The 16,911-nt window shown below is 36.8% G+C and carries 11 protein-coding genes and 2 rRNA genes; all 13 read right to left on the bottom strand.

What is annotated here, in order from left to right; all coding sequences use genetic code 11:
• Positions 1-299: 299 nt before the first annotated feature.
• Positions 300-3,193: ribosomal RNA gene (locus ACZ5N4_RS02445) — 23S ribosomal RNA — on the bottom strand.
• Positions 3,194-3,536: 343 nt separating this feature from the next.
• A 16S ribosomal RNA gene (locus ACZ5N4_RS02440) occupies positions 3,537-5,045 on the bottom strand.
• The 16S and 23S rRNA genes sit together here, the layout of an rRNA operon.
• A 519-nt stretch (positions 5,046-5,564) precedes the next feature.
• Positions 5,565-6,140, bottom strand: coding sequence for a 4Fe-4S dicluster domain-containing protein (locus ACZ5N4_RS02435; protein WP_464206856.1), 576 nt, complete (start codon positions 6,138-6,140; stop codon positions 5,565-5,567).
• Between the two features lie 5 nt (positions 6,141-6,145).
• Positions 6,146-7,522, bottom strand: a complete 1,377-nt coding sequence (locus tag ACZ5N4_RS02430; protein ID WP_464206854.1) for a [FeFe] hydrogenase, group A — start codon at positions 7,520-7,522, stop codon at positions 6,146-6,148.
• A 36-nt stretch (positions 7,523-7,558) separates the two neighbouring features.
• On the bottom strand, positions 7,559-8,146 hold the full coding sequence (locus ACZ5N4_RS02425; protein ID WP_464206852.1) for a 4Fe-4S dicluster domain-containing protein: 588 nt from the start codon (positions 8,144-8,146) through the stop codon (positions 7,559-7,561).
• A gap of 159 nt (positions 8,147-8,305) precedes the next feature.
• Positions 8,306-10,441, bottom strand: a complete 2,136-nt coding sequence (fdhF, locus tag ACZ5N4_RS02420) for a formate dehydrogenase subunit alpha (RefSeq protein ID WP_464206850.1) — start codon at positions 10,439-10,441, stop codon at positions 8,306-8,308.
• Between the two features lie 113 nt (positions 10,442-10,554).
• Complete coding sequence (locus tag ACZ5N4_RS02415) at positions 10,555-10,929, bottom strand: Na-translocating system protein MpsC family protein (protein ID WP_464206849.1); 375 nt, start codon at positions 10,927-10,929, stop codon at positions 10,555-10,557.
• A 314-nt stretch (positions 10,930-11,243) separates the two neighbouring features.
• Complete coding sequence (locus tag ACZ5N4_RS02410) at positions 11,244-12,812, bottom strand: DEAD/DEAH box helicase (protein ID WP_464206847.1); 1,569 nt, start codon at positions 12,810-12,812, stop codon at positions 11,244-11,246.
• 229 nt (positions 12,813-13,041) lie between these two features.
• Positions 13,042-13,209 (bottom strand): zinc-ribbon domain-containing protein, encoded by a 168-nt coding sequence (locus ACZ5N4_RS02405; protein WP_178908889.1) that lies wholly within the window; start codon positions 13,207-13,209, stop codon positions 13,042-13,044.
• 230 nt (positions 13,210-13,439) lie between these two features.
• Positions 13,440-15,155, bottom strand: a complete 1,716-nt coding sequence (locus ACZ5N4_RS02400; protein WP_464206844.1) for an HD-GYP domain-containing protein — start codon at positions 15,153-15,155, stop codon at positions 13,440-13,442.
• Positions 15,156-15,218: 63 nt separating this feature from the next.
• Entirely contained in the window at positions 15,219-15,365 is a 147-nt protein-coding gene (locus ACZ5N4_RS02395; protein ID WP_464206843.1) for a cyclic lactone autoinducer peptide, read from the bottom strand.
• A gap of 37 nt (positions 15,366-15,402) precedes the next feature.
• Entirely contained in the window at positions 15,403-15,894 is a 492-nt protein-coding gene (locus tag ACZ5N4_RS02390; protein ID WP_464206841.1) for a hypothetical protein, read from the bottom strand.
• A 137-nt stretch (positions 15,895-16,031) separates the two neighbouring features.
• Positions 16,032-16,907 carry a triphosphoribosyl-dephospho-CoA synthase CitG gene (citG, locus tag ACZ5N4_RS02385; RefSeq protein ID WP_464206839.1) on the bottom strand — a complete coding sequence of 292 codons (876 nt, stop codon included), beginning with the start codon at positions 16,905-16,907 and terminating at the stop codon, positions 16,032-16,034.
• Between the last annotated feature and the right edge of the window lie 4 nt (positions 16,908-16,911).

The following is a 16,911-nucleotide window of genomic DNA, read 5'->3' as shown; positions in this document are numbered from 1 at the left end:
TAGTAACGAATCAGTACTCCTCAGCTATGCTGAGTGAGTTTCCTATTAAAAATTGCTATAAGCTTCGCATTACTTCGTCAGCTCCCTCCCTGTGGTACTCATTTACAGATCAGTAAACTCTGTTCCTCGCTCAGTCGCTTCCTTGTACTACTCGCTTCTATCAATTTTTAGTTGTTACTTTTTGTTTTTTCATTTTTAAGGAACACCGGGTAATTCTTAACGCTAACTGGTGTTAGCTAAATTACCCGGCAAATGTCATTTAGACATTTGCCCTCTCAAAATTGCACAGTGAATTGTATTTGGTCAAGCCCTCGACCTATTAGTATCAGTCAGCTGAACATGTTACCATGCTTACACCTCTGACCTATCAACCTTGTGTTCTTCAAGGGGTCTTACTAGCTTACGCTATGGGAAATCTAATCTTGAGGTGGGCTTCACGCTTAGATGCTTTCAGCGTTTATCCCGTCCCGACATAGCTACCCAGCTGTGCTCCTGGCGGAACAACTGGTGCACCAGAGGTCAGTCCATCCCGGTCCTCTCGTACTAAGGACAGCTCCTCTCAAATTTCCTACGCCCGCGACGGATAGGGACCGAACTGTCTCACGACGTTCTGAACCCAGCTCGCGTGCCGCTTTAATGGGCGAACAGCCCAACCCTTGGGACCTACTTCAGCCCCAGGATGCGACGAGCCGACATCGAGGTGCCAAACCTCCCCGTCGATGTGGACTCTTGGGGGAGATCAGCCTGTTATCCCCGAGGTAGCTTTTATCCGTTGAGCGATGGCCCTCCCACGAGGAACCACCGGATCACTAAGCCCGACTTTCGTCCCTGCTCCACTTGTATGTGTCGCAGTCAGGCTCCCTTCTGCCTTTGCACTCTACGAACGATTTCCAACCGTTCTGAGGGAACCTTTGGGCGCCTCCGTTACTTTTTAGGAGGCGACCGCCCCAGTCAAACTGCCCACCTAACAATGTCCCGTGACCAGATTCATGGCCGCCGGTTAGAATCCCAGTACTGTCAGGGTGGTATCCCAAGGATGACTCCACAAAGGCTGACGCCCTTGTTTCTCAGTCTCCCACCTATCCTGTACAGACAATACCGAAACTCAATGCTAAGCTACAGTAAAGCTCTACGGGGTCTTTCCGTCCAATCGCGGGTAGCAAGCATCTTCACTTGCACTACAATTTCGCCGGATTTGTTGTCGAGACAGTGCCCAAGTCATTACGCCATTCGTGCGGGTCGGAACTTACCCGACAAGGAATTTCGCTACCTTAGGACCGTTATAGTTACGGCCGCCGTTTACTGGGGCTTAAGTTCACACCTTCGCTTGCGCTAAGTGTTCCCCTTAACCTTCCAGCACCGGGCAGGCGTCAGCCCCTATACATCAGCTTTCGCTTTAGCAGAGACCTGTGTTTTTGCTAAACAGTTGCTTGGGCCTATTCTCTGCGACCTACTTGCGTAGGCACCCCTTATCGCTAACTTACGGGGTCAATTTGCCGAGTTCCTTGACAACAATTCTTCCGCTGGTCTTAGGATTCTCTCCTCACCTACCTGTGTCGGTTTGCGGTACGGGCACCAACTTCCTCCATAGAGACTTTTCTTGGCAGCGTGGAATCAGATACTTCGCCCATAAGGGCTCCCCATCACACCTCAACTAAGTTTAACGGATTTGCCTGTTAAACATGTCTAAGTGCTTAGACGCACATCCAATAGTGCGCACATCTTATCCTCCTGCGTCATCCCATTTGTAATAACGTCAGTTGGCGGTATCGGAATATCAACCGATTGTCCATCACCTACGCCTTTCGGCCTCGGCTTAGGTCCCGACTAACCCTGAGCGGACGAGCCTTCCTCAGGAAACCTTAGGTTTTCGACCAATAAGATTCTCACTTATTTCTCGCTACTTATGCCAGCATACTCACTCCTGTACAGTCCACCGCTCCTTTCGGTACGACTTCAATCCATACAGGAAGCTCCTCTACCGCTCTTTCGAGCCCATAGCTTCGGTGGTAAGTTTTAGCCCCGGACATCTTCGGCGCAGGATCTCTCGACTAGTGAGCTATTACGCACTCTTTGAATGAGTGGCTGCTTCTAAGCCAACATCCTAGTTGTCTTAGAAATCCCACATCCTTTTCCACTTAACTTACACTTTGGGACCTTAGCTGATGATCTGGGCTGTTTCCCTTTTGACCACGGATCTTATCATTCGTAGTCTGACTGCTGAGATTCAAGTATATGGCATTCGGAGTTTGATAGGGTTCAGTAACTGTTGTCAGCCCCTAGCCCATTCAGTGCTCTACCTCCATTACTCATTCTCAACGCTAGCCCTAAAGCTATTTCGAGGAGAACCAGCTATCTCCGAGTTCGATTGGAATTTCTCCGCTATCCACAGCTCATCCCATGGTTTTTCAACACCAACGTGGTTCGGTCCTCCACGGAATTTTACTTCCGCTTCAACCTGTCCATGGATAGGTCACCCGGTTTCGGGTCTACGACATGCAACTTATTGCCCTATTCAGACTCGGTTTCCCTTCGGCTGCGCACCTTAAGTGCTTAACCTTGCTACATATCGTAACTCGCTGGCTCGTTCTACAAAAAGCACGTCATCGCACGTAAAAGTGCTTTGACCGGTTGTGGACACACGGTTTCAGGTTCTATTTCACTCCCCTCCCGGGGTTCTTTTCACCTTTCCCTCACGGTACTGCTTCACTATCGGTCACCAGTTAGTATTTAGCCTTGGGAGGTGGTCCTCCCTGCTTCCCACAAGGTTTCACGTGTCTCGTGGTACTCTGGAGCAGATCTCGTTGCTATTCTTTTCACTTACAGGGCTGTTACCTTCTACGGCGGAGCCTTCCAGCTCTCTTCAATTAAGAAATCACAACTTTTGTGATCTGTCCTCAACCCCAGGAACAAGTTCCTGGTTTGGGCTCTTTCCCTTTCGCTCGCCGCTACTTAGGAAATCGATTTTTCTTTCTCTTCCTCCGGGTACTTAGATGTTTCAGTTCCCCGGGTATATCCCTATAAACCTATGAATTCAGTTTACAGTACACTACGTTAGTAGTGTGGGTTGCCCCATTCGGAAATCTTCGGATCACAGGCTATTTGCGCCTACCCGAAGCTTATCGCAGCTTATCACGTCCTTCTTCGACTACTGGTGCCAAGGCATTCACCATGCGCCCTTTGTAGCTTGACCATCTAAATTAATATTACCTTCGCATTACTGCGTCAGCTTCCTTCATTGCGGTGCTCATTTACCTTAAGTAAACTCTGCTCCTCATTCAGTTGCTTCCTTGTACTGCTCGCTACTATTAATTTATATTAATTCTTAAATCTACAAAGGTTACTTACTTATATAATAAGTAGTTTTACCTTCAGCTTTACTTTTATTTAATATCACTGTGCAATTTTCAAAGAACAATTGGAGATTTATTTTATCATGTTGATTATTTGAAATCAACCGGTAAATAATCCCTCAAGATTAAACAGAGTGTAAACAAACCTTCAAGATAGAATTACCTATCTTGTCGACTCCTTAGAAAGGAGGTGATCCAGCCGCAGGTTCTCCTACGGCTACCTTGTTACGACTTCACCCCAATCACTAACCCCACCTTCGGCCGCGTCTTCCTTACGGTTAGACTACGGACTTCGGGTGTTGCCAGCTCTCATGGTGTGACGGGCGGTGTGTACAAGGCCCGGGAACGTATTCACCGCGACATGCTGATTCGCGATTACTAGCAACTCCAGCTTCATGTAGGCGAGTTTCAGCCTACAATCCGAACTGAGGGTAATTTTATAGTTTTGCTCCACATCACTGTATTGCTTCTCTTTGTATTACCCATTGTAGCACGTGTGTAGCCCTAGACATAAGGGGCATGATGATTTGACGTCATCCCCACCTTCCTCCCGGTTAACCCGGGCAGTCTCACTAGAGTGCTCAACTTAATGGTAGCAACTAATGATAAGGGTTGCGCTCGTTGCAGGACTTAACCTAACATCTCACGACACGAGCTGACGACAACCATGCACCACCTGTCTTCCTGCCCCGAAGGGCTTCCTCCATTACGAGTAATTCAGGAGATGTCAAGTCTAGGTAAGGTTCTTCGCGTTGCTTCGAATTAAACCACATGCTCCGCTGCTTGTGCGGGCCCCCGTCAATTCCTTTGAGTTTTAATCTTGCGATCGTACTTCCCAGGCGGAGTACTTATTGTGTTAACTGCGGCACAGAAGGGGTCGATACCTCCTACACCTAGTACTCATCGTTTACGGCGTGGACTACCAGGGTATCTAATCCTGTTTGCTACCCACGCTTTCATGCCTCAGCGTCAGTTACGGTCCAGAGAGTCGCCTTCGCCACTGGTGTTCTTCCTAATCTCTACGCATTTCACCGCTACACTAGGAATTCCACTCTCCTCTCCCGCACTCTAGACTTCCAGTTTGAAATGCAGCACCCAAGTTAAGCCCGGGTATTTCACATCTCACTTAAAAATCCGCCTACGCATCCTTTACGCCCAGTAAATCCGGACAACGCTCGCCACCTACGTATTACCGCGGCTGCTGGCACGTAGTTAGCCGTGGCTTCCTCCTTTGGTACCGTCATTATCGTCCCAAAAGACAGAGCTTTACAACCCGAAGGCCTTCATCACTCACGCGGCGTTGCTGCATCAGGCTTTCGCCCATTGTGCAATATTCCCCACTGCTGCCTCCCGTAGGAGTCTGGACCGTGTCTCAGTTCCAATGTGGCCGATCACCCTCTCAGGTCGGCTACGCATCGTCGCCTTGGTGAGCCTTTACCTCACCAACTAGCTAATGCGCCGCGGGTCCATCTCAAAGCGGATTGCTCCTTTAATTAGTTCTCCATGCGAAAAACTAATGTTATGCGGTATTAATCTCCCTTTCGGGAGGCTATCCCCCTCTTTGAGGCAGGTTACCCACGTGTTACTCACCCGTCCGCCGCTAATCCACCCCGAAGGGTTTCATCGCTCGACTTGCATGTGTTAGGCACGCCGCCAGCGTTCGTCCTGAGCCAGGATCAAACTCTCAATTTAAAAGTTTGAATGCTCATTACTGTTGTTTTTGACTACTAACAAGTAGTTCAAAAGAATTGCTGGTTTAGTTTACTTAATAAAAATCATCTTGATTTTTAACCTCTGTTTAATTTTCAAGGATCACCTGCCATTCAAGACAGCTTATACAGTTTCTCATACTTACTTAACTTTGTCAAGAACTTTTTTTAAATTCTTTTTGTTAAGCTTAGCTGCTCTTGACAGCTTCATTATAGTATCATACAAGCTAACTTGTTGTCAACATATTTTTGACTAACTTTTTTAACTTGTTTGCCGCTCACTCAAGCGACGAATGTTATCTTACCACCTTTTTATTAATAGATTATATTCTAAAGTTTACCTGAGATTAAACTAGCTCATTAATTCTGCATATCTCAAGATAATACTAGATATTAAACATATTGACACGCCAGATTTAGTTTACTGCTCAGAATCGGCTATATGTTAAAAACTCCAGCTAGCATGCTGGAGTTTTCATATGATAATTATTAATCTCGATTATTATTTTGCTGTCATACGAGATAATTCTAATGCGCTCTTTTTTCTCTTATCTTTAACTGATTGACTAAGTTCATCAGACTTAATTATATTAAATGCATTAGTAGGACAAACTTCTACACAAGCTGGCCCTTTTTCTCTTCCTATACATAAATCGCATTTATTAGCTACTATTTTTTCTTTAAAACATAACTTTCCTGAATCAATAACCCTTAGTCCTTGCTGCAACACTTTTTCTCCCTTATTATACTCTGAGACTAACTCAATAGCTCCTAGAGGGCATGCTACAAGACATGTCTTACAACCTACGCAAGTTGTCCTATTAATATAAACAACTCCATTCTTATTTGTAATAGAGCCATTTGGGCATGCATTGGCACAAGGTGCATCCTCACATTGTCTACACTGAATTGGCGCACTTACCTGAGCAGTTTTTACAACACTTAAACGTGGATAAAATTCAATCTCAGAGCTTTGTGATGTAAATATATTTGTATCAGAGTGAGCCACAACACAAGCAATTTCACAGGTTCTACACCCTATGCATTTATTAGGATCTGCAACTACAAAAGTATTCATTACCCTTACTCCTTTCTTGACGTATACTTAGTGTGTAAAAGATGATGAGATTGGTGACCTAATGGCTCACTTAAGAACTCATCATATAATTTTATAATATCAGGATTTTCATGAGATTTTCTTATTTCTAATTTAGAGTCATGATTATAGGTAGCAGCCTTTCTTTGTTTATATGCAATTTCTCTGTGCTCTTCTAGAAGAAGCTTTGGTTGTCCTCCACCGCTAATGCAGCCTTCTGGACAAGTCATTACTTCTATGAAATGGAAATCACATTTTCCTTTTTTCACATCTTCCAATAATGGGACTACATTTTTTAATCCTGAAACTACGGCAACCTTTAATTCCAAACTTCCTACTTCAACGATAGCCTTTCTTACTCCATTACCCCCTCTAACAAACTCTAAGTCTATGTTAGGAATGGTTTCTTTAGTAATTAGCTCATAACCCGTTCTTAATGCTGCTTCCATAACACCGCCTGTAACACCAAAAATAGTACCAGCACCAGAATAGTTTCCCAATGCTGAATCAAATTCTTCATCCGGTAAATTATTAAAATCAATTCCTTTATCTTTAATTAACTGAGCTAACTCTCTTGTAGTTAAAACTACATCCACATCTTTATATCCACTATCGTTCATCTCTGGTCTGTCGCATTCAAATTGCTTACATGTACACGGCATAATAGCTACACTAAAAATTTTAGCTGGATCTATGTCATCTATTTTAGCTCCATAAGTTTTAAAAAGTACTCCCCCCATTTGCTGCGGTGATTTACAACTTGAAAGATGATTTAAGAGCTCTGGGTACTCTTGTTCAGCAAATTTTACCCAAGCAGGGCAGCAGGAAGTAAACATTGGCAAATTTTTGCCATCAGTCACCCTTTGTATTAATTCACTGCCTTCTTCCATTATGGTCAGATCTGCAGCAAAGTTAGTATCATATACTTTATCAAAATTCAAACGACGAAGAGCTGCCGCCATCTTTCCAGGAGTTAAAGTTCCAAGTGGCATCCCAAATTCTTCTGCTAAAGCAACTCTTACAGCAGGAGCACATTGTACAAGTTTATAAAGTTTAGGATTAGATAGTGCTTCCTTAACTAACTTAGCATGTCCTACATTGTATGCAGCAAAAAGTGGTTCTCTAACGCTTTCTAGTACTCCTCTTTGCTCAAGCTTTTTATTTCTAGGCTCTATATCCTCTTCAAAACTTGAAGCATATACATTGCATACTTGCACACATTGTCCACAAACAACACAGCAATCTGAATTTATAACTTGAGGTTTTCCATCTTCACCTTCTATAGCATTAACAGGGCAAACTTCCGCACAACGTCTGCATCCTGTACATAGCTCCTTATCAATATTAATTATATTTATTGACATATTTAACTTTCCTCTCTTTACAATTGAAGTAATATTCTATTTGTAGTTTTTTACTGTTTCCAATAAACTCAATGCAGCCGCTTTATTACGAGCTTTTTTCTCTTTTTCAGGTGTTACTAGAGTTAGGACTTTCTGAGGACAAGCATTTACACAAGCTGACTTTCCGTTTTCCCTACACAAATCGCATTTATAAGCAACGCTTTTTACTTTCTCCTTAAGACCATCTTCTCCATCTTCCATTAAGTTGATCTGAATTACTTCTTCCCCGTTATTATATTGAGGCAGTAAATCTATTGCTCCAACAGGACAAGCCATTAGGCATGTCTTACAACCTATGCAAGCTTTTTCATCAACTACAATTATGTTGTTTTCTTGCTTAATTGCTCCTACAGGGCATACATTAGCACAAGGTGCATCCTCACACTGTCTACATTGAACTGGCATAGCATAGCCTTCTGCTCTAATAACATTTAATCTTGGAATAATAGGAGTTGTAACAGTTCCAACGGTAGCAACAACATTGTTATTTCCATTATGAACCGCAAAGCATGCTACCTCACAGGCTTTACACCCTATACATTTGTTTGAATTAGCTACAACAAATGAATTAGAAGTTGTTTTCATCTTCACTCCACCTTTCTTAATTTTATATATAAGTTTTAATATTGTGCTTTATTATTACTCTTTTATTTTTAGTCTACATATCTAAAATATTAAATTTTTACAATTATTATCCACTTATATTAGTATAACATTTCAATATGATATATTACATAAATTTATCTATCTTTTTACATGCATCTGTTTTCTAAGCTTATCATACTCATCTCTTACATATTGTTCAGCCCATGCTTGGTCTTGAATTTTTTCTACCTTTATTGCACAATACTTATACTCAGGGGTTTTGGAAATAGGGTCCATATGATCACTTGTTAACTCATTACAAGCTCCAATCCACCATTGATATGTCATGTAGGTAGCACCTTTTTTTACTCTGTCAGTAATTAGCGCCCTTGCTATTATGCTTCCTCTACGTGAGCTTATTCTTACCAACTCTTGATCTTCGATTCTGAGTTCTCTACCATCTTCCAGACTCATTTGTATATACCCAGGCTCATCCGCTAGCTGCTGCAGTGCACGGCAGTTTCCAGTCATAGTTCTTACAGAGTAGTGACCTACTTCCCTTACAGTTGATAAACTTAGTGGATACTCCTCATCTGGTAATTCCATAGGAGGTCTCCACTCAGAAGCAAATAATTGTCCTTTACCACTAGGCGTAGTAAACTCATTACCTTCATATAAGTATGGAGTGCCTATATGTTCTTCAGTAGGACAAGGCCATTGAATACTTCCCAATTCATCAAGCTTCTTATAGCTTGCTCCAGCAAAACTTGGACACAGGCTTCTCATTTCATCCCAAATTTCCTCTGTATTTTTATAGCTCATCGGATAACCCATAGCAGTAGCTACTTCGCATATAATCTGCCAGTCAGGTTTTACATCTCCCTTTGGCTCTATTGCTTTTCTAAATCTTTGGAATCCACGGTCAGCAGATGAATATACTCCCTCATGTTCTCCCCATGCAGTAGCAGGTAATATTACATCAGCATGAAGTGCTGTCTTGTTCATGAAGATATCCTGAACTATTACTAATTCTAAATGATCTAGAACTTCTCTTACTTCACCAGCATTAGGATCACTCTGAACAGGATCTTCTCCAAAAATATAGTAAGCCTTAATTTTATCTTCATGTAACGCTAAATGAGGTACCTCTGTTAGCTTATATCCTGGTTTACTTGGAAGCTTAACTCCCCATGCTTTCTCAAATTTTTCTCTTGCTTTATCATCTGTAACATCTTGATATCCTGGGAATACATTAGGAAGTGTCCCCATATCACAAGTACCTTGTACATTATTTTGGCCGCGCACTGGTCCAATACCTACGTTAGGTCTTCCAAAATTACCTGTTAACAATGCTAAAGAAGCCAATCCTTTTACAACATCAACTGCTTGAGAGAATTGACAAACACCCATTCCATATAAAATCATAGCATTCTCAGCACTTGCATATTCTCTCATAGCCTTTCTGATATCTTCTGCACTAACTCCAGTTATTCTTTCAGCATATTCAGGTGTATATTTTTCCACAGAAGCCTTATAATCTTCAAAACCTTCAACATACTTTTCAACATATTTTTTATCATAAAGACCTTCATTTATTAAAACATTACCAAAAGCATTTACTAATGCCATATTTGTACCACCTTTTAAAGGCAGCCATAAATCAGCAATTCTCACTGATTCAGTTATTCTTGGATCAGTTACAATAATTTTAGCACCCTTTTCTTTAGCCTTAATTATTCTTCTTGCTACAATTGGGTGAGAATCGGCACCATTATATCCAAATACAAATAATAGATCTGTATTTTCTATTTCAGGTATAGAATTAGACATTGCACCATTTCCTAATGAGTAAGCCAGACCGGCTACTGAAGGAGCATGTCAAACTCTCGCGCAGTGATCTATATTATTAGTTCCAATTACTGCTCTCATAAATTTTTGCATCACATAATTTGCTTCATTTCCTGGTCCTCTTGCAGAACCAGTTCCCATAATAGCATCTGGACCATATTTTTCTTTTATAGCTATTAATCTATCTGCAACAAATCTAATAGCTTCATCCCATGAAACCTCTTCTAATTCTCCATTCTTTCTTATCATAGGTTTTTTTAGTCTAGCAGTTAAAATCTGAGGATCATTTAAGAAATCCCAGCCATAATATCCCTTTAAGCATAAGTTTCCTTCATTAGTTCTTCCATCTGCTGCTTCAGCTCTTATTATCTGTCCATCTTCAACAACTAAATACATTTTGCATCCAGTACCACAATAAGGACAAACCGTTAACACCTTTTCTTCCATTTCTATTGCACTCCTTAATAATTAAATTTACAGAATTTATACAAAATAAAAAAGCCAGTACAAAGTGCGTTATCACACATGTACTGGCTTATTAAAAGCTAAAATATTTAAAACTAAACATTCTTCTTTTCAATCGAACCATCATTTATTAACTTTAAAAATATAATTATTGTTCTATTATTATTTTCTAAATCACGTATTTGCCAACTATACTCAAATCTTTTTCCAACTATTTCATAGGCTTCCTCTAGAAACTGCTTCTCAAGATGAGGCTTCATTATCTTCCAATAATCTTTTACTATATCAATAGCACCTTCCTTAACTAGGATTTCCGATAGATTTGAAAGAATACCATTTATATGTATAGTTATAATATCATTCTCTATTTTAACTTTAACACATTCTGGCCCTTTTCCTCTATAATGCTTTATGATTTTAGTTGCTAATTTTCTTATATTTTCTTGCAATTGGAACTTTTCATCGGACATAATAAAACCTCAATTTAATTAGTTATCATATTTCAAAATGTATTATATAGTAATTCATCTGTAATCATAAAATATATATATCTTAACTACAGTTTGTTCATAACATTTCCTTGCATCTTAAATATTATTATGCCATGAAACTTATTAATATCATACCCTATATTTTAACTCTGTCTTGATTCTTGGTCAAATATATATATTATTGAATATTTATATTTTCTAATTATATTTCTGCAAGTTTCTGTATAATGCTATGAATTTCTCGCTATTTATTGGTATTTAACAATACTTTCTTGATTAATTTTAAAAATATGTTATCTCTTCTTAGAAACCTCAATTTTAACTCTTCTTCCAGATAGATTTTTGCCAGTACAGTATTTAATTATAGAATCTACTGCTCCTTCATTTACATTAACAAATGAAAACTTTTCAAGAATGTCTATATCGCCAATGTCTTCTTTATTTACTTTAGCAGTCTCGCTAAGAAATTGGACTAATTGTTTAGGATTAAGTCTATCCATACGTCCTACTGTTAGAAACAATCTAGTGTAGTTAGAAGTTGAGCCTATATCATTTTTTGTATAATCGTAACTTACCTCTCTATCATAAATCATATTCAGCAAGGCTGCTGCTACATCAACAAGATTAAAGTCATCATCAAGTTCGGCAGCTAACGGAACAAATCTTTTATACTCTTCATCTTCTAGTGTTTCTTTTACCTTTACCAACATGCTTTTATACTTTGATTCAAATATTTCATCAACTGTTGGAATGTCTTTTCTCTTTATCTTTCCTTTTGTAGCTTTTTCAATTTGCTTAAGAGCCATATATTCTCTAGCGGTAACAAGAGTATATGCTACTCCCTCCCTTTTAGCTCTTCCAGTTCTGCCGATTCTATGAACATAGGACTCTGTATCCTGTGGAAGGTCATAGTTAATGACATGTGTTACATTTTCAACGTCTATTCCCCTAGCAGCAACATCTGTAGCTACCAAGAAATCAAGATTACCTTCCTTGAACTTCTTCAAAGTATTCAATCTTTGATTTTGATTCATATCTCCATGCATACCTTCTACGTTATAACCTCTTGCCTGCATAGATTCTACCAATTCATCTACACCTCTTTTAGTTTTACAAAAAATTATTGCAGTAGAAGGTTCTTCAACATCTAGTATTCTACAAAGAGACTCAAATCTATCCTTTTGTTTAATTTCATAATAATACTGATGAACAGTAGACACAGTCATTTCATTCTTTACAATGGATATATGCTTAGTATCCTTTTTCATATACCTTTGAGCCAGCTTCTTAATTTCACTTGGCATTGTAGCAGAAAATAACATCGTCTGCCTCTCTTTACTGCAATTCTTGATCACTTCTTCTATATCATCAATAAAACCCATGTTGAGCATTTCGTCAGCCTCATCAAGTACAAAAAATTTAATATTGCTAAGGTCTATGACTCTCCTTCTCATTAGGTCTAATACCCTTCCAGGAGTACCAACTACTATATCTATTCCTCTTTTTAAAGCCTTAATTTGCCTATCAATAGGCTGACCACCGTAAACTGGCAGTAATTTTACTTTTACATGTTTAGCTATACGATTCAACTCATCATTAACCTGAATTGCCAACTCCCTTGTAGGCGTCAATATAATCGTATTTATTTTTCCTTCTGATTTAACTATACTACTTAGTATCGGAGCCCCAAAGGCAAGTGTTTTACCAGTTCCAGTCTGTGCCTGACCAATAACATCAAATCCTTCGAGAAGAACAGGTATTACTTCTGCTTGAATCTTAGATGGTTCCTCAAAACCCATATCATCTATTGATTTAAGTACATCTTCTTTAAGCCCCAAATCAGAAAACTTCTTATTTCCCATTAATTTCACTCCTTTAATCTACCATTACTGTATTAATAGTATTTACATATTAGTAAAAATTCATTATGTATTGTTCATTAATTTTACCTAAAGTTCTTAGTTCTATATTTTTATATAATAATTTTTTACAACATCTTACAATTTTATTTATATTATTAACAAACTATATATTTACAGGACAAAAAACCCTATAAGAGATATCTCTTATAGGGTTTATCAACAAATTCAATTATCTTCTAAATCCTCTGTTGTTGTTTTGTTGTTTTCTAGCTCTTCTACAATCTGGACATCTTTGTGGTTCATTTTCGAAACCTTTTTCTTTGTAGAAAGCTTGCTCGCCTTCAGTGAAAACAAACTCTTTTTCGCAATCTTTACAAACTAAAGTCTTATCTGCCATTTCAACATTCCTCCTTATAATTTAAGATTAAGATTTAAAGCTGATTCACATAACTTCCTAAAAAAGAGGAGATGTTGTCAACAATATTAAATCCTTTATGTTGTAATTACTAAACTCACAACTATTTTAGTTTAACATAGATATAAACAATAAGCAATAGTTTTATATAATATTTTTTTGTATATATTAACATTTCATTATTAATTAGATAAAATTTATTAATTCTAATTTTACTTCTCGTTGAACAAAGTTAAATTGTCAAATTTATCTTTATTATCTTCAACCACTTTAATAAATGCCTCTGCAACATCAGGATCAAATTGGCTCCCACTGCATCTTTTAAGTTCTAAAATAGCATCCTCGTAAGTCTTTCTTACACCATATGGTCTATTTGAAGTCATTGCATCAAAGCTGTCTACTACTGTTAGTACTCTTGCAAGATATGGTATTGATTTTTCTTTTAACTGCATTGGATAACCTGTTCCATCATAGCGTTCATGATGGTGTAAAATTAAAGGTACTACATCTTTTAGAGATTCAACAGAATCAATAAGTTCTACTCCATTTGCAGGATGTTGTTTTAGTATCTCCCATTCATCTCTATTTAACGTCATTTTTTTATTAAGGATCTCTTTAGAAATATTTATTTTTCCTATATCATGTAAATATGCTCCATATTTTAAGGTTTTTTTCTCTTCGTCAGTAAGTTCTAGTCTATTTGCTAGTAACTTAGCAAACATAACAACTCTTTCAATATGACCATACGTATATCTATCTTTTGCATTTATTACACTTATTAGTGTCTTTATGGATGTAATTAAATCTATATGTTCTGCTTCAATATCCTCTTTCAGCTCTTCGATTACAGAATAATAGGTTTCAACTCTATTTTTATTAAAAAACTTCGCCCTATAAAGTGCATCATCTGCACTGTTTACTAGCTCCATTTCATTTTTTGCTTTAATTGGAAAAGTAGACACACCTACTGATATTGTAATTTTTCCTTTAGGCTGATTTTTTTCACCCTCGAATTCCCACATTTCTACTGCTGCTCTAATTCGTTCAGCAACTACCAATGCAGCATTTTCATCTGTATTTGGTAATATAATAGAAAATTCTTCTCCCCCATATCTGGCAACAATATCACTTTCTCTTACATTATTCTTTAGTATATAGCCTATCTTTTTTAAAACTTCATCACCTTTTTGGTGTCCATGGATATCATTGTAATGTTTAAAATAGTCAATATCAGCTATAATTAATGAGACTGGTAGTTTTGACTGTTCTGCTTGTACAATTATTTCCTTTAAAGCATCATGAAAAAATCTATGATTATAAATTTCGGTTAATCCATCTATATTGACTAAGTTGGATAAGCCTTCAGCGTATTCATTTTCAATTTTCACATAATATCCTAGTAACCAAGAGGTTAAAATAAAAATTCCACATAGAATTAAATCATTCTCAAAATATTGATTAATATCTACATTGGGTACGTAAATTAAGTCTATGCCTAAAACTATAGTTGATGCTACACAAGCTATTATAATTCCATGTTTTATTCCAGATTGTATCGTTGATGTTATTATAATAAATAAAAATAAAAACTTATATTGACTTATGTGAGCACCAGATGAAATTACTAAAGCTGTAAATATTAAAATAAACATAAAATTTTCAAACATCTGTATAATTTTAATATATCTTACATCTATTTTGTTTATAGAAAAAGTTAACCATATGACATATATCATTATTAATACAGAAATTGTTAACCCTATTGAAATTCCATCTTCTAAAAATCCCCAACCTACTTTAGCTATTGTACTTTTTTTATCAAAAAAATTTTTAAAAATTATAATACCACAAAAAAGTAAAGAGATTAGCTTTACAATAGATACAATTTCATGTACTCTTTTTTGCCTATTATTTATAATTTTATTCATATTTTTCACCTATTATATTTTTACATTACGAATAATATAAAGGTCGAAAAATCGACCTTTATATTATTCGTCTCTTAAACATTTTGGCTCTTTTGGCTGATATGAGAACCATATACAAGCTGAAGCTGATGTTGAAAGTGCAAAGAACGTAAAGAAAGAGGTTGCTAGCATTAGAGCCCCTTTAAGTATTTTGTTTTGACTATTTTTCATTATTTTTCTCCTCCAATTTAAAATAATATTTTTTATACTATTTGATATATTTTATACTAGAAATATTTTTAGTTGTTCTTTCTAAATACAAATTTTTATAGGCTATTGTAACTATAATAATAGAAAACAATAACAAAGAAGGAATACCATATAATAATTTCTTTAATGGCTCTTTAAATATAACATTAATATCTAATTTTAATATATTTGTTAGTACATATACATTGAGCCATTCTACTACAAAAAGCATAATAATTAAAATTAAGCCTGATGATGCGGATTTAATTATATCGAGATCATTAATAAAATACATTAATAAAATATAAACTATAAGAATTATTATAGTATGTACACCAAAGTGTATTGGAAGCATTCTTATTAAATAAGCAACTATTGAGAATAAAACAGTAGATATAAAAAAAGGTTTTATGCATATATTTTTTTTACAAAATGCATATGCTCCTAAAACTAATATAAACGACTCTGGCAAAGCCCTAAAAAAAAACTCTATTATAGATAATTTCAACATAGTTTACCTCATATTATAAAATGTACTAAATATTTTACACTTTAGATAATTATACCATTAAACCCTACATTCGTGAATATTGAAATATAGAAATTCACTAGAATATTTAATACTTATAATCTGTTAATTCTAATTAATTATCTGTATTTATTCATGTATTCTTCTACAAGATATAAAAATACTGTTACTCCTAGTAGATCTGCACTTCCCCCTGGACTTATATTTCTTTTTATAAATTCCTTACATAATCTATTTATTCTATCTCTACCATCTGAAGTTTTCATTCCGCCAAGCTTTATTATGTCTCTTGATTTTTCTTTGACCTCTTCTAGAACCATAGGAGAATGTCTATATATTATAGTCGAATCATCGCAAATTTGCATTATGCCAATAAGTGTATGAACCAATCTATCATTGATACTTAAATCTCTATTTTGTCTATAAAAGTCTAAAGAGAAATCGAAAACCGTTGGCATTCCTCTCTCTACTTCGCCTCGTACCCCCTCAGTTTTATATTTAAGAAACAACTTTTCACCATGGCTTAATTTATCTTTTTCTTTTAAGGTAAAAAGTTCACTCTCCACTATACCTTTAGTCATTTTCTTTATAATACTTTGTACTTGTTTAAAGTCTTTTTCCTCATAAATAGCTTTTCCTACCGCTGCGCATGCTACTCCCATCAAGAAAAGCATACCTTTATGCGTGTTAACTCCTCCTGTTTTAAAAAACATATCTTTTTCGGCTTCTACGCCTATTTTTCTAATATTATTAAATATTTCTTCGTTAGATTTATCTGTCAATCCTTCCTGAACAAATAGTGTTAAATATTTACTTAATACAGATGTACTATCAATAAAATTAAAGAAATTCATGTCCTTATGAGCCCCTGAAGATATAGGTGATACCAGCCCCGGTGATGGATAACAGGAAACTTCATATATCATAGCTTGAACTGCAAAACTGCTAATTGTCATTGAGATTTCATTTATAGTAAATATTTCTTTGTTTTTCATTATA

The sequence above is a fragment of the Clostridium nitrophenolicum genome, from assembly GCF_055391695.1.
This window is presented reverse-complemented; position numbering and strand designations above follow the sequence as displayed.

Excerpts from the sequence above, each read along its gene's own strand:
- citG (WP_464206839.1), bottom strand. The coding sequence starts at position 16,907 with ATGAAAAACAAAGAAATATTTACTATAAATGAAATCTCAATGACAATT.
- ACZ5N4_RS02390 (WP_464206841.1), bottom strand. The coding sequence starts at position 15,894 with ATGTTGAAATTATCTATAATAGAGTTTTTTTTTAGGGCTTTGCCAGAG.
- ACZ5N4_RS02400 (WP_464206844.1), bottom strand. The coding sequence starts at position 15,155 with ATGAATAAAATTATAAATAATAGGCAAAAAAGAGTACATGAAATTGTA.
- ACZ5N4_RS02435 (WP_464206856.1), bottom strand. The coding sequence starts at position 6,140 with ATGAATACTTTTGTAGTTGCAGATCCTAATAAATGCATAGGGTGTAGA.
- ACZ5N4_RS02430 (WP_464206854.1), bottom strand. The coding sequence starts at position 7,522 with ATGTCAATAAATATAATTAATATTGATAAGGAGCTATGTACAGGATGC.
- ACZ5N4_RS02395 (WP_464206843.1), bottom strand. The coding sequence starts at position 15,365 with ATGAAAAATAGTCAAAACAAAATACTTAAAGGGGCTCTAATGCTAGCA.
- ACZ5N4_RS02405 (WP_178908889.1), bottom strand. The coding sequence starts at position 13,209 with ATGGCAGATAAGACTTTAGTTTGTAAAGATTGCGAAAAAGAGTTTGTT.
- ACZ5N4_RS02410 (WP_464206847.1), bottom strand. The coding sequence starts at position 12,812 with ATGGGAAATAAGAAGTTTTCTGATTTGGGGCTTAAAGAAGATGTACTT.
- ACZ5N4_RS02425 (WP_464206852.1), bottom strand. The coding sequence starts at position 8,146 with ATGAAAACAACTTCTAATTCATTTGTTGTAGCTAATTCAAACAAATGT.
- ACZ5N4_RS02415 (WP_464206849.1), bottom strand. The coding sequence starts at position 10,929 with ATGTCCGATGAAAAGTTCCAATTGCAAGAAAATATAAGAAAATTAGCA.